The sequence below is a fragment of the Bifidobacterium sp. LH_389 genome (genome assembly GCF_056357235.1).
Genome location: NZ_JBKEVR010000019.1, coordinates 1 through 21,339 on the forward strand (window position 1 = coordinate 1; position 21,339 = coordinate 21,339).

Sequence of the window (21,339 nt, forward strand, 5' to 3'; positions counted from 1 at the left end):
AGGAGATCAACGACACCCCGCTGAAAGTCCTGGGCTGGGAAACGCCCAACGAGGTTTGGTACCGCGAGCTCGGCAAGGTACTGTCAAGGACAAGCCACCCGAAGACGGGCGTTGCACTTACAAATTGAATCCGGGATTTGTAACGGTGTTACAACAATGATCTACAATTGGCGCGGGAGATGGAACCCGGGGAAGATGGAACCGGGGATCGGCTCGCAGAAGGACAGCCCCGGGGGAGGCGAACTCGGGGAGGCAAACCCGGAAACCAGACACCGGAGAGGAAAACCCGGGAAGATGGAACCGGGGATCGGCTCACGGGAAGGACGGTTCAGGGGGCCAAACCTCGGCGAGACGGGAGGTGCGAAGCGGCTGCGGCAAGACGGGCATCGCGAGCATTCCGTCACGCGTCCGGTCAGGCGTTGCGCGGTATGCCCACCTCGATGAGCTTGGCCACTAGCCGCTCGGGATGCAGCACGTCCTCGTACTCGCATCGCACGATTGCCGTGACGCCCTGCGCGCGAAGATGGTCCTCTCGCCGGCGCTCGGCATGCACGGCGGCCTGAATGGTACGCCGCCCCGCACCCCGCTGCATGACGTACTTCTCCATGCCGTCGTATTCCATGACGATCAGCCTTCCCCCGGACAGTTCCCACGCAAGGTCGGCACGGTACGGGGCATTCGGATTGTCCGGGTTGCGGAACGGACGCTGCACCTGCGGCACGAGAAACCCGTTGACGATGATGAGTGCCCGGACGGTCGATTCGCCGCCGTTCTCGCTGAGCGGATTGGTGTAGCTGCACAGGGGGCGGACGCCTCCGGTATCGAGCTTCAGCTCAGTGCAACGGCTGAGCGTCCGGGAGACGTCGACGCCTCCCCGTGCCGCGGCGTCGAAGATCGGGAGCGCCTGCACGAAGGAGTGGCCGAGCGCGCAGTCGATCAGCGTACGGACCGGTTCGGTCACCCGCAGTCCGTCCGACGTCACCGTGGGAACGTCCCGCATGTACAGGCGGTTGAGACGCGCGCAGTCGCCGGGCTGCCCTGGTCTGCCGCTGGCGATGTCGATGGTGCCGTCGTGGAGGGCGTAGGAATGGTCGTAGCCCAGAACGGTGGCGGCGGTCAGTCCGGCGAAGGTCCAACGAGGATGGAGCAGCGCCAGGGCACGGGCCACGTGCCGCGTTTGCTCGAGCGGATCGATCGCATCCCAATACTCCCTGCGTGCGTAGACGCCGGGATAGGGCATGACGAGCAGGCCTTTCCGGGCGCGCAGTGCAAGGCCCTGACGATCGGCCGGCGTGGGGCCGACCGCGCAGCGCCGTGCGGACTGGGCGTCGTCCAGCAGCCGTTCGATTCGCGGATGAGTGCGCATGGCAACAAGGTAGGCGGGAACGGGCACGGAACGCCAGCCGGACGGGGCCCTGTGCACGGACGTGCCCCCCCGCTGGGCGCATCCCGGGCGTGTCTCGACGGTCGGCGGTGGATGCGCCGCGGCGCCGTGCACGAACGTGGATGGAGATCGGGGCATCGACGGACGGGCCCCTGCGGAAACACGCCGGGTCATGCGCGGATGATAGGCTGAAGTTCCATGGCAAGACAACATGGAAATTCGCAAGAACACGTCACCAAGCACATTTTCGTCACCGGCGGCGTGGTGTCGTCCCTGGGCAAGGGACTGACCGCATCCTCCCTCGGCCGACTCCTGCGCAGCCGCGGCATTCGCGTCCTGCAGCAGAAGCTCGATCCCTACATCAACGTCGATCCGGGCACTATGAACCCCTTCCAGCACGGCGAGGTCTACGTGACCGAGGACGGCGCCGAGACCGATCTGGACATCGGCCACTACGAGCGCTTCCTCGACGTCTTCCTTTCCCAGAAGGCCAACGTCACCACCGGTCAGATCTACCAGTCCGTGCTGCGCAAGGAGCGCGCCGGCGAGTACCTCGGCCAGTGCGTGCAGGTGATCCCGCACATTACCAACGAGATCAAGTCCCGTATGCGTGCCCAGGCCGGCGACGACGTGGACGTGATCATCACCGAGATCGGCGGCACGGTCGGCGACATCGAATCCCAGCCGTTCCTCGAGGCCGCCCGCGAGGTGCGCCGCGATCTGGGCAGCGAGAACTGCATGTTCGTGCATGTCTCCCTCGTGCCGTACATCTCCGCCGCGCATGAGCTGAAGACCAAGCCCACCCAGCACTCGGTCATGATGCTGCGCCAGCTCGGCATCACGCCGGACGCCCTGGTGCTGCGTTCCGACCGCCCGCTCAACAAGGCCATCAAGGACAAGATCTCCCTGATGTGCGATGTGGACGAGGAGGGCGTGGTCAACTGCGTGGACGCCCCGAGCATCTACGACGTGCCGCGCATCCTGTTCAACGAGGGCCTCGACGCGTACGTGGTGCGCGAGCTCGGCCTGCCCTTCCACGACGTGGATTGGGACGAGTGGGCCGATCTGCTCGAACGCGTCCACCACCCCAAGCACGAGGTGAACGTGGCGATCGTGGGCAAGTACATCGACCTGCCGGACGCCTACCTGTCCGTCACCGAGGCCATCAAGGCCGGCGGCTTCGCCAACTGGGCGAAGGTTAACGTCAAGTGGGTCAAGGCGGATACGTGCGAGACCGAGGAGGGTGCCGCCGCGGCGCTCGACCGGATCGACGGCATCGTGGTCCCCGGCGGCTTCGGCATCCGTGGCGTGGACGGCAAGATCGGCGCCCTGAAGTACGCCCGCGAGCACGGTCTGCCCGCGCTCGGCCTGTGCCTGGGCCTGCAGTGCATGGTCATCGAGTATGCGCGCCACGTGCTGGAGCTCGAGGATGCGAACTCCTCCGAGTTCGAGCCGGACTGCGCCAACCCGGTCATCGCCACCATGGAGGAGCAGAAGGAGATCGTGGCCGGCAAGGGCGACATGGGCCATACCATGCGTCTGGGCTCCTACCCGGCCGAGCTCGAGGAGGGCTCGCTCGTGGCGGACCTGTACGGCACCACGCACGTCACCGAGCGTCACCGCCACCGCTACGAGGTCAACGTGGCGTACAAGGACCGCCTGCGTGAGGCGGGCCTGAAGATCTCCGGCCAGAGCCCGGACGGCGAGCTCACCGAGTTCGTCGAGCTGCCGCAGGACGTGCACCCGTTCTACGTGGGCACTCAGGCGCACCCGGAGTTCAAGTCCCGTCCGACCAAGCCGCATCCGCTGTTCGCCGGTCTGGTCAAGGCGGCACTGGACCATCAGTCCGCCCGCTGATCCGTCGCCGGATACGCCCGGCAACGCACCCCGGGCGAACGCCCCGGGTCATCCGCTCCCTCCCCGAATGCGACCGCAACGTGGGAGGGAGCTCTGTTATGTTCGTCACAATGCGACCGCGCGACGGTTTGCCCTCGGCAATATGCGGCGTGATCGGTGGCGCCGGGCGAGGCGTTCTGTTAGGTTTGCGTAGGACCGTGAAAAGAAACTGGAGGCAAAACGCAGGTGAGTGACGAAACAACGCCAAACGCCGCGTCGGACGTGGAGATGAGCCAGTACGTGGCCGACCGTTCCCGCGTCAACGAGGAAAAGATCAAGAAGGATGACGAGATCATCCAGCAGTTCGGCGACTACAACTACGGCTGGCACGATTCCGATGCCGCCGGTGAGGCCGCCAAGAAGGGCATCGACGAGAACGTCGTGCGCGCCATCAGCGCCGACAAGCACGAACCGCAGTGGATGCTCGACATGCGCCTGCGTGGCTACCGGGCCTTCCTCGACAAGCCCATGCCCTCGTGGGGCGTGGATCTGTCCGGCTTCAACGCCGACGACTTCAAGTACTACGTGAAGCCCGTGGACAAGCAGGCCAAGAACTGGGAGGACCTGCCCGACGACATCCGAAAGACGTACGACAGGCTCGGCATCCCCGAGGCGGAGAAGAAGCGCCTCGTCTCCGGCGTGGCCGCGCAGTACGAGTCCGAGGTGATCTACAACTCCATTCAGGACGATCTGGCCAAGCAGGGCGTGATCTTCGTGGACACGGACACGGCCGTGCGCGAATACCCGGATCTGGTGCGCAAGTACTTCGGCACCGTCGTCTCTCCGGAGGACAACAAGTTCGGCGCCCTCAACACCGCGGCATGGTCCGGCGGCTCGTTCGTCTACGTGCCGAAGGGCGTGCACGTGGACATCCCGCTGCAGGCGTACTTCCGCATCAACACGCCGAACATGGGCCAGTTCGAACGCACGCTGATCATCGCGGACGAAGGCTCCTACGTGCACTACGTGGAGGGCTGCACCGCCCCGATCTACTCCACCGACTCGTTGCACGCGGCCATCGTGGAGATCATCGTGGGCAAGCACGCCCGCGTGCGCTACACCACCGTGCAGAACTGGTCGAACAACGTGTACAACCTCGTCACCCAGCGCGCCTATGTGCGCGAGGGCGGCACCATGGAGTGGGTCGACGGCAACATCGGCTCCAAGGCCACCATGAAGTACCCGGCCTGCATCCTCGCCGAGCCGTACGCGAAAGCCAGCACCATGTCCCTCGGCTTCGCCGGCAAGGGGCAGTACCAGGACACGGGCGCGAAGATGATCCACCTCGCCCCGCACACCAGCTCCACGATCGTCGCCAAGTCGATCTCCCGCGGCGGCGGCCGTTCCGCATACCGCGGTCTCGTGAAGATCGTCAAGGGCGCGTACGGCTCGTCCAACTCCACGGTGTGCGACGCGCTGCTCGTGGACGATTTCTCCCGTTCCGATACGTACCCGCACGTGGACGTGCGCGAGGACGACGTCTCCATGGCCCACGAGGCCACGGTGTCCAAGGTCTCCGAGGATCAGCTGTTCTACCTCATGAGCCGAGGGCTCACCGAGGAGGAGGCCATGGGCATGATCGTGCGCGGCTTCGTCGAGCCGATCTCGCGCGAGCTGCCGATGGAGTACGCGCTCGAATTGAACCGTTTGGTCGAACTGCAGATGGAAGGATCGGTGGGCTGATCCATGGCGGACAACAAGGAAATCAACATTCCGGTGGCGGATCCGAACGATCCGTACGCGGTGCCGGCGGCCATGCCGTCGAGCGCCGACCGTGCGCCGCGCTCCTTCGACGTGGCCGCGTTCCCCGTGCCGGCGAAGACCCAGGACGAGTGGCGCTACACGCCGCTGGATCGCATCGATGAATTCTTCGACGTGTTCGCCCCGAGCGGCGAGACCGAGGTCTCCGTCACCATGATCGACGGCTCCGCCCCGGCCGAAGGCGTCACCGTGCGCCGCGTCGACATGGGCGAGGCTCCCTCCGGCACCGTCTCCAAGCCGAACGACCGCGTCTCCGCCGTCGAATGGAACTCCGGAGCCCAGGCCACCGTCGTCGAACTGTCCGGGGAGATCGCCGCGCCCGTGCTCGTCAAGGTGCACGGGGCCGGAGCGGATCTGGACGCGTTGCATCTGGTGATCTCCGCCGCGGACAAGACGCATGCGGACGTGGTCATCGAGCACGACGGCACCGCGCGTCTGGCCGAGGGCGTGGAGATCGTCACCGGACGTGACAGCCACGTGTCCGTCACGTCCATCCAGGAGTGGAACAAGGACGCCAAGCACGTGGGCAACCATCGCATCCACGTGGGCGAAGGCGCTTCGCTGCGCCATTCCGTCGTCACGCTCGGCGGCGACGTGGTGCGCATCCGCATGGATCAGGACTTCGGCGGCGAACAGGGCGAGCTCAACATGCTCGGCATCTACTTCGTGGACCCGGGCGAGCACATCGAGCACCGCACGATGGTCGTCCACAACCATCCCGACTGCAAGTCCCGCGTGGTCTACAAGGGTGCGCTCGACGGCAAGGGCGCCCACTCCACGTGGGTGGGCAACGCGCTGATCGAGCCGACCGCTCCCGGCACCGACTCGTACGAACTCAACCGCAATCTGGTGCTCACCCCGGGCGCCATCGCTGACTCCGAGCCGAACCTCGAGATCGAGAACGGCAACATCATCGGCGCCGGCCATGCCTCCTCCGTGGGCCGCTTCGACGACGAGGAGCTGTTCTACCTCGAATCCCGTGGCATTCCGGAGGCCGAGGCCCGCAAGCTCGTGGTGCGCGGCTTCTTCGGTGAACTCGTCGAGGAGATCGGCATCCCCGCCATCTCCGAGCATCTCATGACCGTGATCGACCGCCGACTGGCCCGTGGCGAAAGCGACGCCATGGCGCAGGTCCTCGAAGACAAGTAAAAGGAGCATTCCACAATGGCAACACTCGAAATCAAGGACCTCCGCGCCCACGTCGAAACCAAGGAGGGCATCAAGGAGATCCTCAAGGGCGTGAACCTGACGGTCCATTCCGGCGAAACGCACGCCATCATGGGCCCCAACGGATCCGGCAAGTCCACGCTCGCCTACACGCTGGCCGGCCACCCCAAGTACATCGTCGACGGCGGCGAAGTGCTGCTCGACGGCGTGAACATCCTCAACCAGACGCCCGACGAGCGCGCCAAGGAAGGCCTGTTCCTCGCCATGCAGTACCCGGTGGAGGTGCCGGGCGTGTCCATGACGAACTTCCTGCGCACCGCCAAGACCGAGGTGGACGGCAAGGCCCCGTCCATCCGCACGTGGACCAAGGAGCTCACCGAGGCGATGAAGCGCCTCAAGATGGACCCGAAGTTCGCCACCCGTTCCGTGAACGAAGGCTTCTCCGGCGGCGAGAAGAAGCGCGCCGAGGTGCTGCAGCTCGAACTGCTCAAGCCCAAGTTCGCCATCCTCGACGAGACCGACTCCGGCCTTGACGTGGACGCCCTGCGCATCGTGTCCGAAGGCGTCAACCGCGCCAAGGAGGCCAACGACTTCGGCATCCTCATGGTCACGCACTACACGCGCATCCTCAAGTACATCAAGCCGGACATCGTCCACGTGTTCGCCGACGGCCACTTCGTCAAGACCGGCGGCCCGGAGCTGGCGGACGAGCTGGAGGAGCACGGCTACGACCAGTACCTGCCGGAAGGTTCCGATTCGGAGTCGGCGCTGGCGTAACGGCTCCAAGGACAGACGATTCGCAAGCGGCGACTACGAAATGTCGGATGAAGCGCAAAGGGGATTGATATGGTGAATTTCGATGAGATTCGGGCGCAGTTCCCGATTCTGGATCAGCAGGTTCATGGTCACCCGCTGGTGTATCTGGATTCGGCGGCCACCTCGCAGAAGCCGCAGTGCGTGATCGACGCGGAGGCGGACTTCTACCGCACCATCAACGCCGGTGTGCACCGCGGCGCCCACGAGCTCGCCGCGCGCAGCACCGAGGCGTTCGAGCAGGCGCGTGCCAAGGTAGCCCGTCTCGTCGGTGCGAACGCGGAGGAAGGCGAGGAGGAGATCGTCGTCACGGGAGGCGCCACCGCGGGCCTCAACCTGCTGGCCACCGCGTTCGGCAACGCTTCGCTGGGCCGTGGAGGACAGGCCGCCAAGCGCTTCGCCCTGAAGCCCGGCGACGAGATCGTCGTCTCCAAGGCCGAGCACCATTCCGTGCTCCTGCCGTTCCAGGAGCTCGCATACCGCACCGGCGCCACGCTCAAGTGGTTCGACCTGACGGAGGACGGCCGCATCCGCACCGATACGGCCGACGAGGTCATCACCGAACGCACCAAGGTGGTGGCCGTCACCCACGTGGCCAACGTGACCGGCGCGATCACCGACATCGCCCCCATCATCCGCCGCGCCCACGAGGTGGGGGCCGTGTTCGTACTCGATGCATGCCAGTCCGTGCCGCACCTGAAGATCGACTTCCACGCCCTCGACGTGGACTTCGCCGCATGGAGCGCGCATAAGATGTACGGTCCCACCGGCGTGGGCTTCCTGTACGGCAGGCGCGAGATGCTCGAAGCCCTGCCGCCGGCGAGCTTCGGCGGCTCCATGGTCGAGCTCGCGTGGATGGACCAGCCCGCGCAGTACATGGCTCCGCCGGCACGCTTCGAGGCCGGCACGCAGCCGGTCGCGCAGGTGGTGGCAGCGGGCGTGGCCGCCGACTGGCTCATGGGCATCGGCATGGAGAACGTCGAGGCGCATGAGCGCACGATCGCCGCGGAGTTGCTCAAGCTGGGAGATCTGGACGGCTTCCGCATCCTCGGCCCCCGTGAGAACGTGGACCGCATCGGCACCGTCGCCTTCGACGTGGCCGGCGTGCACCCGCACGACGTGGGCCAGTACATCGACGCTCAGGGCATCGCCATCCGCGTGGGCCACCACTGCGCGCAGCCGGTGCACCGCCACTTCGGCCTGTACGCCTCCAACCGCGCCTCCACCGGCGTGTACAACACCGTCGGGGACGCGCAGGCGCTCATCGAGGCGGCCAAGGGCGTTCGCAGGTTTTTCGGCGTGGCCTGACGGACGAGCATGATCGACGAGGAAAGGAAAGCATGAGCGATTTCGGCATGAGCGGGGACGACCTCGAACAGATGTATCAGGAGGTCATTCTGGAGGCGGCGCGCGACCCGCACGGCAGGGAACGGTTCGCGCCGGACGCCGCCGTCGAGGGTTCCGCCGCGGCGGACACGGTGATCCGTGCCAGCCACGAATACTGCACGCCGGGCGAATCCCACCAGTTCAACCCCACGTGCGGCGATGAGGCGACCGTGCACGTGGAGGTCTCCGACTCCGAGCCCCGCACCATCAAGCGCTTGGTGTGGGACGGCCACGGCTGCTCCATCTCCCAGGCCAGCCTGTCCGTGATGGTTGACCTGGTGGACGGCAAGACCGTGGACGAGGCCATGGACCTGTTCCGTGACTTCCACGAACTCATGGAATCGCGCGGCAGGGGACTGAACGACGACGCCAAGGAGGAACGGCTCGGCGATGCCGTGGTGTTCCAGGGCGTGTCCAAGTACCCGATGCGCATTAAATGCGCGCTGCTTGGCTGGGAGGGCATGCGTGACTCGGTCGCCAAGGCCCTTGCCTCCCAGACGGCGACGGTCTGACCGATGCATGCGCCTGCCGTGCGCACGGCAGGCCCCGCCCGGCAGGTAATCTGATAGAGACGTTGAATCGACTGGAGCAACAATGAACGACAATCTGGTACCAGAACCCACCCCATCCGTGTTCGATGCGGTCAACGGCGTCCTCAAGGACGAGGAGGCGTCCCGCCGAGTGATGGCCAACCCCAGCCTTGCGGCCGGTTTCCCCGGCGGACACCCTGCGCCCCAGGCCGAGGCCAAGGCGGAGCAGTCCGGCGACCATGCCTGCGGCTGCGGCGGCGATCATGGCAAGTGCGGCTGCCAGCAGGACGAATCCGACCCGGACATCCCGCTCAAGGCCGTGGACGACATCGGCCGCGCCACCGCGCAGGACGTCAAGGAGGCCCTGCATCAGGTCATCGACCCGGAGCTCGGCATCGACGTGATCGACCTCGGTCTGGTGTACGGCATCGAGATCGACGAGCTCGGCCGCGCCATCATCACCATGACCCTGACCACGCCCGCCTGCCCGCTCACCGACCTCATCGAGGACGAATGCGCCAGCGTGCTGGCCGGCCTCGTGGAGGAATTCCGCATCGACTGGACATGGACGCCGCGCTGGACCATGGCCAAGATCACGCCGGAAGGCCGCGAGCAGCTCGCCGCGCTGGGCTTCAACTTCGACGCCATGCCCTACCAGCAGTGAACCGCCGCGATGCCGTTCGCATCGCACGCATCGCAAAGCAAGGAGGAGGGCCACCCCACTGCGGGATGGCCCTCCTCCTGTTTTCCGGGCGTCCGGTTTCGTTGCGGACGGGTGCCGTCAGTCCTCGACGATCGTGCCCTTGGGCACCACGGTGATGCCTTCCGGCGTGACCGTGAAGCCGCGCTCGATGTCATGCTCGGTGTCGATGCCGACGGTCGAGTTCTCGGTGAGCACGACGTTCTTGTCCAGAATCGCCTTGTACACGCGGGCGCGACGGTTGATCGTCACGTTGTCGAACAGCACGGAATCCACGATCTGCGACCACGAGTGGATGCGCACGTTGGGGGAGAGCACCGAGTGGTGCACCTCGCCGCCGGAGACGATCACGCCCGGGGAGACGATCGAGTCGGTGGCATGGCCCAGACGGTCGCGGCCGGCGTGCACGAACTTGGCCGGCGGCAGGTTGCCGGACATGGTGTAGATCGGCCAGTCGAAGTTGTACAGGTTGAACTCCGGCACGTAGGCGATGAGGTCCATGTGCGCGTCGTAGAACTGCTTGATGGTACCCACGTCGCGCCAGTAGGCGTGATCGGTGGCCGTGGCGCCCGGGACTTCGTTCGTGGTGAAGTCGTACACGCCGGCCTCGTGGCGGGCCGCGAAGTACGGGGCGATGTCGCCGCCCATGTCGTGCTTGGTGTCCTGCGCCTTCTCATCCTTGGCCAGGGCGTCGAACAGCGCGTCCGTGTTGGCCACGTAGTTGCCCATGGAGGCGAGGATGGAATTCGGGTCATCCGGCAGGCCCACGGTGTGCTCGGGCTTCTCGTGGAAGTCCTTGATCATGTTCGGGTGGTCCGGATCGACCTCGATCACGCCGAAGGACTTGGACGCCTCGATGGGCTGGCGGATACCGGCCACGGTGAACTCGGCGCCGGAGTCGATGTGGGCCTGCACCATCTGCTCGAAGTCCATGCGGTAGACGTGGTCGGCGCCCACGATCACCACGATGTCCGGCTGGACGTCCTCGATGATGTTGATGGTCTGGTAGATGGCGTCCGCGGAGCCGAGGTACCAGTGCTTGCCGAGGCGCTGCTGCGCCGGCACGGGGGAGACGTAGTTACCCAGCAGCGGAGAGAAACGCCAGACCTGCGAGATGTGACGGTCCAGCGAATGGGACTTGTACTGCGTCAGCACGATGATGTGCTGATAGCCCGAGTTCACCAGATTGCTCAGCGGAAAGTCCACCAGACGGAATACGCCGCCGAACGGCACGGCCGGCTTCGCGCGGTCGCGGGTCAGCGGCATCAGACGCGTCCCCTCGCCGCCGGCCAGAACGATGGACAGAACTTTCGGATTCTTCGCCATCAGACACCTTCCTTTGATTCAGTTGTGCATCGCTTGCGCGATATGGTCACGGTCACACGCCGGCGCATCATCGCATCGGTGTGCTGTCTCATTCATCATTGCATGGATGATTGACCGAGGAGCGAAACCGTGTGTCTTATGCTTTTCGGCGTGTCGCCCAGAAGGCCACGGCGCTGGATGCGGCCACGTTCAGGCTGTCCACGTCATGGCTCATGGGAATCTTGACCGTCAGATCCGCGTTCGCTATGGTACGGCGGGATAAACCGTCGCCTTCGGTTCCGAAAATTAACGCAAGCTTTTCGATGTGATCGCTTTCCGTTTGCCCGTTGTTCAGACGGCGCACCAGCTCATCCATGGAGATCGAGTCGTCCGTCAGGGCCATGGCCACGGTGACGAAGCCGAGCGTGCGCAGGCGCTCCAGTCCGCCGACCGGCCAGGCATGCACGTCGTCGCCGATGCGCGTCCACGGCACCTGGAACACCGTGCCCATCGAGACGCGGGCGGCACGGCGGTAGAGGGGGTCGCCGCAGGAGGGCGTCACCAGCACGGCGTCCACGTCCAGCGCGGCAGCGGAGCGCATGAGCGCGCCCACGTTGGTATGGTCCACGATGTTCTCCATCACGGCCACGCGCGAGGCCCCGGCGCACACGTCCTCCACGCTCGGCAGCGGCCAGCGGCGCATGGCGCTCAGCGCGCCGCGGTGCAGCCGGTAGCCGGTCAGCCCCTTGAGCTGCTCCGGAGTGGCGACGTACACGGGCACGTCCGGTCCCCAATGCTCGTCGATGAACGCGAATTCGCCGGCCATGCCGTGGATCCACGGTTCCTCCACGAGCAGTGAGATCGGCTCTCTGCCGGCGGCGAGGGCGCGGTCGATGACCTTGGGGGATTCGGCGATGAACAGGCCCTTGGCCGGTTCGAGGCGGTTGCGCAGCTGGATCTCGGTGAGATTCGTATAGGCGGCGACGCGGGGGTCGTCGATCGAGTCGATGGTGATGAAGCGCATGCCGCCCTCCTTGCGTGATGCCAACCCGCGCGTGCCGAAAAACAAAAAGACCCTTGGAAAACCAAGGGTCTTATCTGTGCCCGAGACGGGACTTGAACCCGTACGGTCGTTAAAAAATAACCACTAGCACCTCAAGCTAGCGCGTCTACCATTCCGCCACCCGGGCAGGTGTCGTTTGGACAACGAAATGAAAGATTAGCACGGAATCACATGAGTGCAATTTACGGCGTGTCGCGTTGGGACGGAACGGGTGCCGTGTAGCCTTGGGACCATGACGAATCCCCTGTTTCTCTTCGATCCGGCGGCCGAGGGCGTGCCGGTGAATGCCGACGAACTCCATACCGGCTGGACGATCACCCTGCCCGAGGGCGTGCGCCGTCACGCCCTGAAATCCATGCGCATCGGCGTGGGGGAGGAGCTGCAGCTGTCCGACGGGCAAGGCCTCCGGCTCGGCGCGGTGGTGGACGATGCCCAGGCCGGCGCGGTGCACGTCACCTCCGTGGGCCGGGAGCCCCGACCTGTCACCCGGCTCTCGCTGGTGCAGGCGCTCGCCAAGCAGGGGCGCGACGAGGAGGCCGTCGACGCCGCCACGCAGATCGGCGCGGACGAGGTGATCCCCTGGCAGGCGGACCGTTCGATCGTCAAGTGGAAGGCCGGCCGCACCGACCGCAAATGGAGTGCGGTGATCGACGCCGCCACCGAGCAGTCCCGGCGCGCATGGCGGCCCGAACTGGCCGACTGCGTGAACAGCAAGGGCGTGGTGGCGATCTGCCGCAGGGCGTGCGTGCACGGGGACGTGGTCGTGGTGCTCCATCAGGACGCCAACGAAACCTGGGACGGGGTGGAACGGGCCGTGCGGGACCTCACGGACCGGTGCCTGTCCGACGGCCGGCCGCGCAACGTGTATGTGGTCGTCGGGCCGGAGGGCGGCATCGGCGACGACGAGGTGGCCGCGTTCAAGGCCGCCGGCGCCCTGACGTGCGTGCTCGGGCGCAACATCCTCAGGGCGGCCACGGCCGGACCGGTGGCGCTGTCCCTGCTCTCGCGCACGCTGGGACGTTTCTAGCCCTCGGCCTAGCATGGAAGCGAAGCGACAGAATCATGTCCATCATCGAAGGAGCGTCATGAGCGAAGCCAACGACTGCCTGTTCTGCAAGATCATCGCAGGGGAGATCCCGAGCGCCAAGGTGTACGAGGACGACACCACCTATGCGTTCAACGACATCAACCCCAAGGCGAAGGTCCACGTGCTCGTGGTTCCCAAGCAGCACTACGCGAACGTGGCGGAACTCGCCGAGGCGGACCCGGCCGAGCTGGCGCACATCGCCGAGGTGGCCCAGTCCATCGCGAAGAGCAAGTACAACGGCTCGTTCCGACTGGTCTTCAACACCGGCCTCGACGCCGGCCAGACCGTCTTCCACGTGCACGCCCACGTGCTCACCGGCGAAACGCTCGACGAGTAAGGCGATTCGTGGCCACGACGACACGCACCATCACCCTGCCGCCGGAACTCGACCCGGTGGCCGTGCTCGGCCCGGTGGATCAGGTGATCCGCGAGGTGGAGCGCGCATTCCCCGACCTGACCATCATCGTGCGGGGCAACCGCATCGCCATCATGAGCCATTCCAAGGCCACTGAGGCGCAGGCCTCCCAGGCAGAGGACGTGATCGAGACGATCATCGGCGCCGCCTACGACGCGCCCATGGACGCCGACACGGTCCGGCGCATGCTCGACAGGAACGCCTTGCGCAACGACCAGCACATGCGTCCCGACGCCCCGGCGCGCGGCGGACATGACGGGCGGGCGCGCGGACCGCGGTTCCATACCGTGGGGGAGCCGCCGGCCGGCCGTGACCGCCATGCGGGCGCCCGCACTCAGGCTGACGCGGACGTATCCGCCCCGCACGGCGACGACCGTCGCAAGCCCCGCGTGCCCGGCGTGATCACCTACGCGCTCGGCGTGCCCGTGCGCGCCAAGACCGCCGGTCAGGTCGCCTACCTCAACGCGGTCGAATCCCACACCATCACGTTCGCGATCGGCCCCGCCGGCACCGGCAAGACGTACCTCGCCGTGGCCAAGGCGGTCGCCGCGTTCCAGGACCGGCGCATCCGGCGCATCATCCTCACGCGTCCGGCCGTGGAGGCGGGCGAGAATCTGGGCTTCCTGCCCGGTACGCTCAACGAGAAGGTGGACCCGTACCTGCGCCCGCTCTACGACGCCCTGTCCGACATGCTCGGTGCCGACCAGCTGCGCCGGTACATGGACGACGGCACCATCGAGGTCGCCCCACTCGCCTACATGCGCGGCCGTACGCTCAACGACGCGTTCGTGATTCTCGACGAGGCGCAGAACACCACCGAGCAGCAGATGAAGATGTTCCTCACCCGTCTCGGCTTCAACACCAAGATGGTCATCACCGGCGACGTCTCCCAGGTGGACCTCACCGTCACCCGGTCCGGTCTGGCCACCATCGAGGGCATCCTCGGGGGCATCGACGACATTGCGTTCGCGCATCTTGACGCCTCGGACGTGGTGCGTCACAAGCTCGTCGGGCAGATCGTGGAGGCGTACGACCGGCACGCGGCCATCGACGGGGACCACACCCGCGAAGCGAGCCGCGGCAGACGGACCCGGCAGGCGGCCCGGCGTGACGACGGCGACAACAACGGCAACCAGCGCAAGGAACGGGAGGAAGAACGCCGATGAGCGTTGACGTGACCAACGAGACCGTCTGGAGCATCGATCCCAAGACCTTCTCCGATCTGGGCGTATGGGTCATGGACCAGATGCGGGTGAGCACCCAGTCGGACCTGACCATCATGTTCACCGATCCGGAACCGATCGCCGAGCTGCACATGCGCTGGATGAGTCTGGAGGGACCCACCGACGTGATGAGCTTCCCGATGGACGAGCTGCGTCCCGGCGACGGCAAGACCGTCATGGAAGGCGTGCTCGGAGACATCGTCATCTGCCCGTACGTGGCCGCCCAGCAGGCCGCGGCAGCCGGACACTCCGCCATGGAGGAAATGCTGCTGCTCACCATCCACGGCATCCTCCATCTGCTTGGCTACGACCACGTCACCGAAGAGCAGGAACGGCAGATGTTCGGCCTGCAGCGCCAGCTCCTGCTCACCTTCCTCGCCCTGCGCTCCGGCCCGCTGCCCCAGGCCCTGCTGCCCGCCGGCAGCGAGGACCTCATGGCGCAATATGACAAGAGCGGCCGCTAACCTGTAGGGCAACGGACGATCGTCCGCGCGCCCGCACACCGAGCGGGCCTGATGACCACCGCCGACAACTGAATACGAACACCGAAACCCGCGGACCAAATCCCCGCAACCTCTGGGAGTTGACGAACCTCTTGATAGACCTAGACCCATCGTTCCTGTCCCTGATCATCGCGCTGGCGGTCGTCGCCGCGCTGCTGGTGTGGCTGTCCCTGTCCATGGCATCGGCCGAGGGGGCCGTCTCGCGCGTGACGCGGGCCAGCCTCAACAACCTCATGCTCGAGGTGCAGACCGATCCAGAGCTCTCGCAGTTCAACCGCATGAAGCGCATCGAGGCGATCCACCGGGTGCAGCGCTACATCGTGGACCGGCTGGCCACGGCCGGGTCGTGCGCGTTCTTCCGTATCGTGTGCAACGTGATGGACGGCGTGCTCGTCTCCTGCATCGCCGCGCTGCTGGGGGCGCCGCTGTGGGCCGAGGTGCTCGTCGGCTTCGTGTTCGCGCTCGTCGTGGGCGTGGTGTCCGTGCTGCTGCGCCCGCGCATGAGCGGATCCTTCAAGCCGCTGGACGCCATGCTGCGCCACCACCGCATCGTCGGCATCGCCGTGGCGCTCACCCCGTTCGCCCGCATCGGATCCCAGGCCGCCAGCAAGCGCGCGGCGCGCGAGGCCGAGCTCTCCGACGACGAGGAGCTCGAGAAGCTCCAGCGCGAGCAGAGCCGTGCGACGATCGACCGGCTCGTGGAAAGCCGCGAGGTGGATCCCGAGGTCTCCGAGATGCTGCGCAACGTGCTCACCCTGTCGGAGACGCTGACCCGCGAGATCATGGTGCCGCGCACGGACATGATCTGCATCGAGAAGGACCAGACGCTCGCCTCCATGCTCAAGCTGTGCTCGCGCTCCGGATTCTCTCGCGTGCCGGTCATCGGCGAGGACGTGGACGACCTCATCGGCATCGCCTACCTCAAGGACGCGGTGCGCGCCACGGCGTTCAACCCGTCCGCGCTCACCCGCACCGTCGATTCCATCGTGCGCGATCCCCTGCTCGTGCCCGAATCCAAGCCGGTGGACGACCTGTTCCACCAGATGCAGAAGCAGCGTCAGCACGTGGCGATCGTCGTGGACGAATACGGCGGCATCGCGGGTCTGGTCACCATCGAGGACACCATCGAGCAGATCGTGGGCGAACTCGAGGACGAGCACGACCGCACCCAGCACGCCGAGCCCGTCAAGGTGGGCGACCGCAAGTGGAAGCTGCCCGCGCGCACGCCCATCGCCGACCTCGAGGAGATGTTCGAGATCGACATGGACGAGGACGACGTGGACACCGTCTACGGCCTGCTCACCAAGGCGCTCGGCCGCGTGCCGATCGTCGGTGCCTCCGCCGTGACCCGAGGGCTCAGGCTCACCGCCGTCGATTCGGCCGGCCGGCGCAAGAAGGTATCCACCATCCTCGTCGAGCCCGCCGGGTTGAATGAGGATTCCGGCACCGGGCGCGAAGCCCGGCACGACGATGACGGCGGCACCGAGCCGAATACCGACCATGCGAAGGAGAACCATGAGCGCTGACCCGACCCCCATTCCGTACCGTTCCGGCTTCGTGGCCGTGGTGGGACGGCCTAACGTGGGCAAGTCCACGCTCATCAACGCGCTCATCGGCACGCAGATCGCCATCGCCTCCTCCCGTCCCGAGACCACGCGCAAGGCCATCCGCGGCATCCTCACCACCGACCACGCCCAGCTCGTGCTCGTGGACACGCCGGGCATCCACCGCCCGCGCACCCTGCTCGGCCAGCGCCTCAACGACGTGGTGGACGAATCCCTGTCCGAAGTGGACGAGGTGGCCTTCCTGCTGCCCGGCGACCAGAAGATCGGCCCGGGCGACAAGCGCATCCTGTCCCGTCTGCGCTCCGACTTCGCTTCCAAGAACGAGGACGGCACGTGGAAGTGGCGCATCCCGCTGGTGGCCATCGTCACCAAGATCGATACGCTGAGCCGCGACGAGCTGGTCAACAAGCTCATCGAAGTCAACGAATTCGCCGACTTCACGGACATCGTGCCCGTCAGCGCCCTCAAGGACGACAACCTCGCCGAGGTGCGCAACGTGCTCATCGAGCACACGCCCGAAGGCCCGCAGATGTACCCGGACGATCAGGTCAGCGAGGAACGCCCGGCGGACACCATCGCCGAGCTCATCCGCGGGGCCTTCCTGGAAACCCTGGACGACGAGCTGCCGCATTCGCTCGCCGTGGTGGTGGACTCCATCGACTACCCGCAGGACAATGAAACCGGCGCGGCGTACGACGGCAAGGCGCTGGTGAGCGTGTCCATCTACGTGGAGCGCGACTCGCAGAAGCCCATCATCATCGGGCGTGGGGCGTCCAACCTCGTGGCCGTCAAGAAGCGGTTGCGTACGCCGGTCAACCGCATCGTGGGCTGCAAGGCCAAGCTCGACCTGCACGTCAAGGTGGCCAAGGGGTGGCAGTCCGATCCCAAGCAGCTCGAGCGGCTCGGCTTCTAGCCTTTCGCCTCCGTTCCTGCCGGAATTGGCTGCGGGTTGAGACAGAAACAGCCTGTTTCGTGTCTCAACCAGCATCCGTTGTTGAACGCGGTGGCGGTTTGAGACACAAATCCGCGCTGCTGGGTCTCAAACCGCCACCAATTCTCAGAGCGACCATGCACCGAGATTGCGCATGATGCCCTCATCCGTCGGCACGCGATACGTGTGCAGCAGTCGGCGGATTTCCCCGAGCTCGTCCAGCTGCCCGTAATTGAGTCGAAAGATGTCGATTCCCCGGCGTTCAAGACAACGTTGACGTTCGCGCTCCTCGCTCACCACCTGACGGATGTCGCGAGTGCCGGTCATTGCTGGATCGACGTATTTGCCGGTGCCATCGAATTCGCATCCCACTGCGCTGCCGTCGGGCCGGGGCCAGACCATATCGATCCGATGTGTTGCCCTCGGGTCGTTCAGGCAGGGGACGCTGACCTGCAGTTGCGGCATGGCGGCACCGCATTCGTGAAGTGCGCCGCGGCAACGCGATTCGCCGCCGTTTTCGCTCAGTCCGTTCGCCAGTGCGATGAGCTGTGCGGCTTTCCGCCAATTTCGGTCATGGCGGCGTTCCTGTGCGTACGTCTGCATCGACGCCATGTCCGCTTTGCCCAGACGCAGTGCGGAATCCGCGAATTCCATGGCGAAACAGGCTCGGAACATGGACGCGCAATCGTAGACGGTGGTCTCCACGGACGTTACCCGGATGCCATCGATCCGCTGCACTGCAGAGCAATCGTGATTGTGCAGGGGAATGCATGCAATGCCGTTCTGGCAAATGGTACGCCTCGTGCGTGTAACGGCGCGATATATCGTTCCTGAGAGTGCATAGGGGCAATCCAACCCGTGGAGCAACGCAGCCGAAGGGCCGGCGAAGATCCAGTCGGGATGCAGTACGGCCAGTGCGCGTATGACGTGCAATGCTTGATCGTTGGGCGTCAGCGTCTGCCAGTACGCGCGCTCCGCATACAATCCGTTCAATGGGCGGACGACCACGCCCTGAAGTACGCGTCTGGCCAAAGTCCGCCGTGATGCGGCGTCCGGCGGCGTGATGCAGCGACGTTGCTGGCGCGACTGACGGTACAGTGCCTCAATGGATTCAATTTCGGGCATGGAGAGTCCGCCTTCCGTTTGCGGGCATCCCTCGAACCCATATTCACAGTACCCATATGGAGGGTCTGTTGCAAAATTGGCTGCGATTTGAGACAGAATCAACCTGTTTCGTGTCTCGAATCGCAGCCAATTCCAGAATCAGGAAGCGGAGGCTACCGCCGCCTTACTTGCGCTTGGTGTACATCTGCGTGTTGAGCAGCTGCGTGTAGCGGGCGATCACCTTGGGACGGATCACCTTCAGGGAGGCGGTCATCAGACCGTTCTCCTGCGTGAACTCCTCGGGCAGAATGATGAACTTGCGCACGGATTCGGCGCGGGACACGCCCTCGTTCGCCATGTCCACGTACTTCTGCACCTCGGCGCGCACGGCGGCATTCGTCGCGGCCTCGGCCATGGGCATGTTGCGGTCGAGACCCTTGGCCTCAAGCCACGGACGCAGCGTCTCCTCGTCCAGCGTGATGAGCGCGGAAATGAACGGGCGCTTGTCGCCGAGCACCAGCGTCTGGGAGACGATCTCGCAGCGCTGGATGACCTCCTCGATGGGCCCGGGGGACACGTTCTTGCCGCCGGCGGTGATGATGAGGTCCTTCTTGCGGCCGGTGATGTACAGGAAGCCGTCCTCGTCGAGCCGGCCCAGATCGCCGGTGGCGTGCCAGCCGTCCGGCGTGAACGCGGTCTCGGTGGCCTCCTCGTTCTTGTGGTAGCGGTGGAAGACGATCGGGCCGCCCACCTGAATCTCGCCGTCCTCGCCGATGCGCACCTTGAATCCGGGGAAGGCGATGCCCACGGAACCCTGATGGTAGGGTACGCCCACCGGGTTGAACGCGCACGGGGCGGTGGTTTCCGTCAGTCCGTAGCCCTCGTAGACCGGAATGTTGGCGCCGCGGAAGAAGGCCATGAGCTCCGGATCGAGCGGGGCTCCGCCGCAGACGATCCACTTGGCGCGTCCGCCGAGCGCCTGACGCAGCGATTGGTAGACGACCGGGTCGAAGGCCGCGCGCTTGGCCTTGGCCACCACACTGGCCTTGCCCTTCTCGCTGATCTCCGCCATGTAGTCCTGGGCGGCGACGACGGCGGCGGCGAACGCCACGCCCTTGGGACCGTGACCGGCCTTCTGCGAGGCGGCGTTGTACACCTTCTCGAGCACGCGGGGCACGACGATCATCACGGTCGGCCGGGCCACCTGCAGGTCCGCGAGCAGCGTCTTGATGCCGGTGGCGATGTAGATGCGCATGTTCGTGGCCACCACGATGTAGTTGATGGCGCGGGCGAACGTGTGGGCCTGCGGCAGGAACAGGAGGATGGACCCCTTCCTGTCCTTGAGGAGGTCCGGCATGTAGTCGCGCAGGTTGAACGCGTCCGTGCAGTAGTTCTCGTGGGTCATCTCCACGCCCTTGGGGGCGGAGGTGGAGCCGGAAGTGTAGATGATCGAGCACAGGTCGGTCTTGCGCAGGGAGTCGATGCGCGCGTCGAGCTCCTCGTCGCTCACCGAGTCACCGTATGCCGCGATCTCCTCGAGCCCGCCTGTCTCGATGCAGACGACGTGTTCGAGCGACGGGCACGCCTCGATCGCCCCGTTGGCCTTGTCGCGCATGACCGTGTCCTGCACGATGAGCAGACGGGCGTCGGAGTTGTTCACGATGTTGCGGATCTGCTCGGCCGAGTCGGTGTCGTAGATCGTGGCGAGCACGCCGCCGCATGCCATGACCGCGCAGTCGGTGAGGTCCCATTCGTAGGAGGTGCGGCACATGAACGCCACGCCGTCGCCCTTCTTGAGTCCGTAGTGCAGGAGACCCTTGGCCACGCGGCGCGCCTCGGCGAGGAACTCGTTGGCGGTCTTGGTAACCCACTCGTCGCCCACCTTGAACGTGTAGAGCGGGTCGTCGCCCATGCGTTCGGCGCGGTCCTTGTAGATGCTGTAAATCGTGGTGTGGTCGTCCAGCGGCGGGTTGCCGGCGGTTTCGGTGGTCAGCAGGTTGGTGACGGGGTCGATGAACGTCTTCGTCGGGTAGCCGGGGCCCCATTCGTCGGTGTGGGGCAGCGTGATGCCCTCCGCGCGTTCCAGGGCGTTCGCATCGGCAACGTAGTCCGGCTGGTCCCCGGAGTCGTCGCTCACGGGGTGGGCGAAGTCGCCTTCCAGATTGAGCGCCCTGCGGGCGAGCTCGGCGGCCTGTTCCCTGAGCGAATTCATAATTGACACGACTGATCGATCTCCTTCACGCCTGTCGGACGGACGTATGCCCCTGCACTGCGGCGCGCCGCGGCTGCGGCACACTCACACTGCTGGAAAGTGTAGTCGTTCGCGCCCGGCTCGTCACCTTACGCAACCGTAGGTAGGGCGGGGCGGCGGCCCGGATTCAATTTGTAAGTGCAACGCCCGTCTTCGGGTGGCTTGTCCTTGACAGTACCTTGCCGAGCTCGCGGTACCAAACCTCGTTGGGCGTTTCCCAGCCCAGGACTTTCAGCGGGGTGTCGTTGATCTCCT

At 65.6% G+C, this 21,339-nt stretch carries 18 protein-coding genes, 1 tRNA gene and 2 pseudogenes; 14 read left to right on the plus strand and 7 right to left on the minus strand.

The window, feature by feature from the left end; genetic code table 11:
* A pseudogene (locus tag AC1AZA_RS10610) lies at positions 1-128 on the plus strand (IS30 family transposase); the annotation flags it as partial.
* 284 nt (positions 129-412) lie between these two features.
* On the opposite strand, the gene AC1AZA_RS10615 reads toward AC1AZA_RS10610, so the two are convergent.
* On the minus strand, positions 413-1,366 hold the full coding sequence (locus AC1AZA_RS10615) for a hypothetical protein (RefSeq protein ID WP_476514625.1): 954 nt from the start codon (positions 1,364-1,366) through the stop codon (positions 413-415).
* A gap of 216 nt (positions 1,367-1,582) precedes the next feature.
* Between AC1AZA_RS10615 and AC1AZA_RS10620 the strand changes: the two genes are divergently transcribed.
* The 7 genes from AC1AZA_RS10620 (at position 1,583) to AC1AZA_RS10650 (ending at position 9,601) form a co-directional block, all read left to right on the plus strand.
* Positions 1,583-3,241, plus strand: a complete 1,659-nt coding sequence (locus AC1AZA_RS10620; protein WP_476514626.1) for a CTP synthase — start codon at positions 1,583-1,585, stop codon at positions 3,239-3,241.
* Between the two features lie 267 nt (positions 3,242-3,508).
* Positions 3,509-4,963 carry a Fe-S cluster assembly protein SufB gene (gene sufB / locus AC1AZA_RS10625; protein WP_476514641.1) on the plus strand — a complete coding sequence of 485 codons (1,455 nt, stop codon included), beginning with the start codon at positions 3,509-3,511 and terminating at the stop codon, positions 4,961-4,963.
* Between the two features lie 3 nt (positions 4,964-4,966).
* Positions 4,967-6,190 carry a Fe-S cluster assembly protein SufD gene (gene sufD / locus AC1AZA_RS10630; protein ID WP_476514627.1) on the plus strand — a complete coding sequence of 408 codons (1,224 nt, stop codon included), beginning with the start codon at positions 4,967-4,969 and terminating at the stop codon, positions 6,188-6,190.
* A 15-nt stretch (positions 6,191-6,205) separates the two neighbouring features.
* The gene (gene sufC, locus AC1AZA_RS10635) at positions 6,206-6,985 is read left to right on the plus strand and encodes a Fe-S cluster assembly ATPase SufC (protein ID WP_476514628.1); all 780 of its coding nucleotides are present in this window, start codon (positions 6,206-6,208) and stop codon (positions 6,983-6,985) included.
* 69 nt (positions 6,986-7,054) lie between these two features.
* Positions 7,055-8,329 carry a cysteine desulfurase gene (locus AC1AZA_RS10640; RefSeq protein WP_476514629.1) on the plus strand — a complete coding sequence of 425 codons (1,275 nt, stop codon included), beginning with the start codon at positions 7,055-7,057 and terminating at the stop codon, positions 8,327-8,329.
* A 32-nt stretch (positions 8,330-8,361) separates the two neighbouring features.
* Complete coding sequence (gene sufU / locus AC1AZA_RS10645; protein WP_476514630.1) at positions 8,362-8,919, plus strand: Fe-S cluster assembly sulfur transfer protein SufU; 558 nt, start codon at positions 8,362-8,364, stop codon at positions 8,917-8,919.
* Between the two features lie 82 nt (positions 8,920-9,001).
* Positions 9,002-9,601, plus strand: a complete 600-nt coding sequence (locus AC1AZA_RS10650; RefSeq protein ID WP_476514631.1) for a metal-sulfur cluster assembly factor — start codon at positions 9,002-9,004, stop codon at positions 9,599-9,601.
* 117 nt (positions 9,602-9,718) lie between these two features.
* Here AC1AZA_RS10650 and glgC read toward each other — a convergent pair whose 3' ends face one another.
* The 3 genes from glgC to AC1AZA_RS10665 form a co-directional block, all read right to left on the minus strand.
* Positions 9,719-10,963 (minus strand): glucose-1-phosphate adenylyltransferase, encoded by a 1,245-nt coding sequence (gene glgC, locus AC1AZA_RS10655; RefSeq protein WP_476514632.1) that lies wholly within the window; start codon positions 10,961-10,963, stop codon positions 9,719-9,721.
* Between the two features lie 136 nt (positions 10,964-11,099).
* A complete protein-coding gene (locus AC1AZA_RS10660; protein WP_476514633.1) occupies positions 11,100-11,966 on the minus strand; it encodes a TrmH family RNA methyltransferase in 867 nt (288 codons plus the stop codon).
* A gap of 77 nt (positions 11,967-12,043) precedes the next feature.
* Positions 12,044-12,132: transfer RNA gene (locus AC1AZA_RS10665), tRNA-Leu, on the minus strand.
* A 105-nt stretch (positions 12,133-12,237) separates the two neighbouring features.
* Here AC1AZA_RS10665 and AC1AZA_RS10670 point away from each other — a divergent pair.
* The 6 genes from AC1AZA_RS10670 (at position 12,238) to era (ending at position 17,711) form a co-directional block, all read left to right on the plus strand.
* Positions 12,238-13,032: a 16S rRNA (uracil(1498)-N(3))-methyltransferase gene (locus AC1AZA_RS10670; RefSeq protein WP_476514634.1), complete on the plus strand. Its 795-nt coding sequence runs from the start codon at positions 12,238-12,240 to the stop codon at positions 13,030-13,032.
* Between the two features lie 58 nt (positions 13,033-13,090).
* A complete protein-coding gene (locus tag AC1AZA_RS10675; protein WP_476514635.1) occupies positions 13,091-13,429 on the plus strand; it encodes a histidine triad nucleotide-binding protein in 339 nt (112 codons plus the stop codon).
* Between the two features lie 8 nt (positions 13,430-13,437).
* On the plus strand, positions 13,438-14,673 hold the full coding sequence (locus tag AC1AZA_RS10680; protein ID WP_476514636.1) for a PhoH family protein: 1,236 nt from the start codon (positions 13,438-13,440) through the stop codon (positions 14,671-14,673).
* Positions 14,670-15,194 (plus strand): rRNA maturation RNase YbeY, encoded by a 525-nt coding sequence (gene ybeY, locus AC1AZA_RS10685; protein WP_476514637.1) that lies wholly within the window; start codon positions 14,670-14,672, stop codon positions 15,192-15,194. Before AC1AZA_RS10680 ends, ybeY begins: the two co-directional genes overlap by 4 nt.
* Before the next feature lie 131 nt (positions 15,195-15,325).
* A complete protein-coding gene (locus tag AC1AZA_RS10690) occupies positions 15,326-16,759 on the plus strand; it encodes a hemolysin family protein (protein ID WP_476514638.1) in 1,434 nt (477 codons plus the stop codon).
* Positions 16,749-17,711, plus strand: a complete 963-nt coding sequence (gene era / locus AC1AZA_RS10695; protein ID WP_476514639.1) for a GTPase Era — start codon at positions 16,749-16,751, stop codon at positions 17,709-17,711. Before AC1AZA_RS10690 ends, era begins: the two co-directional genes overlap by 11 nt.
* Positions 17,712-17,855: 144 nt before the next feature.
* Here the strand turns inward: era and AC1AZA_RS10700 are convergent, their stop codons facing one another.
* From AC1AZA_RS10700 to AC1AZA_RS10710, 3 genes and pseudogenes are all read right to left on the minus strand, one after another.
* On the minus strand, positions 17,856-18,956 hold the full coding sequence (locus AC1AZA_RS10700) for a type IV toxin-antitoxin system AbiEi family antitoxin domain-containing protein (RefSeq protein ID WP_476514640.1): 1,101 nt from the start codon (positions 18,954-18,956) through the stop codon (positions 17,856-17,858).
* 61 nt (positions 18,957-19,017) lie between these two features.
* Entirely contained in the window at positions 19,018-21,045 is a 2,028-nt protein-coding gene (locus AC1AZA_RS10705; protein WP_476514642.1) for an AMP-dependent synthetase/ligase, read from the minus strand.
* Positions 21,046-21,211: 166 nt separating this feature from the next.
* Positions 21,212-21,339, minus strand: a pseudogene (locus AC1AZA_RS10710) (IS30 family transposase); the annotation flags it as partial.

Coding starts and splice junctions, on each gene's coding strand:
- AC1AZA_RS10615 (WP_476514625.1), bottom strand. CDS start 1,366: ATGCGCACTCATCCGCGAATCGAACGGCTGCTGGACGACGCCCAGTCC.
- AC1AZA_RS10620 (WP_476514626.1), top strand. CDS start 1,583: ATGGCAAGACAACATGGAAATTCGCAAGAACACGTCACCAAGCACATT.
- sufB (WP_476514641.1), top strand. CDS start 3,509: ATGAGCCAGTACGTGGCCGACCGTTCCCGCGTCAACGAGGAAAAGATC.
- sufD (WP_476514627.1), top strand. CDS start 4,967: ATGGCGGACAACAAGGAAATCAACATTCCGGTGGCGGATCCGAACGAT.
- sufC (WP_476514628.1), top strand. CDS start 6,206: ATGGCAACACTCGAAATCAAGGACCTCCGCGCCCACGTCGAAACCAAG.
- AC1AZA_RS10640 (WP_476514629.1), top strand. CDS start 7,055: ATGGTGAATTTCGATGAGATTCGGGCGCAGTTCCCGATTCTGGATCAG.
- sufU (WP_476514630.1), top strand. CDS start 8,362: ATGAGCGATTTCGGCATGAGCGGGGACGACCTCGAACAGATGTATCAG.
- AC1AZA_RS10650 (WP_476514631.1), top strand. CDS start 9,002: ATGAACGACAATCTGGTACCAGAACCCACCCCATCCGTGTTCGATGCG.
- glgC (WP_476514632.1), bottom strand. CDS start 10,963: ATGGCGAAGAATCCGAAAGTTCTGTCCATCGTTCTGGCCGGCGGCGAG.
- AC1AZA_RS10660 (WP_476514633.1), bottom strand. CDS start 11,966: ATGCGCTTCATCACCATCGACTCGATCGACGACCCCCGCGTCGCCGCC.
- AC1AZA_RS10670 (WP_476514634.1), top strand. CDS start 12,238: ATGACGAATCCCCTGTTTCTCTTCGATCCGGCGGCCGAGGGCGTGCCG.
- AC1AZA_RS10675 (WP_476514635.1), top strand. CDS start 13,091: ATGAGCGAAGCCAACGACTGCCTGTTCTGCAAGATCATCGCAGGGGAG.
- ybeY (WP_476514637.1), top strand. CDS start 14,670: ATGAGCGTTGACGTGACCAACGAGACCGTCTGGAGCATCGATCCCAAG.
- era (WP_476514639.1), top strand. CDS start 16,749: ATGAGCGCTGACCCGACCCCCATTCCGTACCGTTCCGGCTTCGTGGCC.
- AC1AZA_RS10705 (WP_476514642.1), bottom strand. CDS start 21,045: ATGAATTCGCTCAGGGAACAGGCCGCCGAGCTCGCCCGCAGGGCGCTC.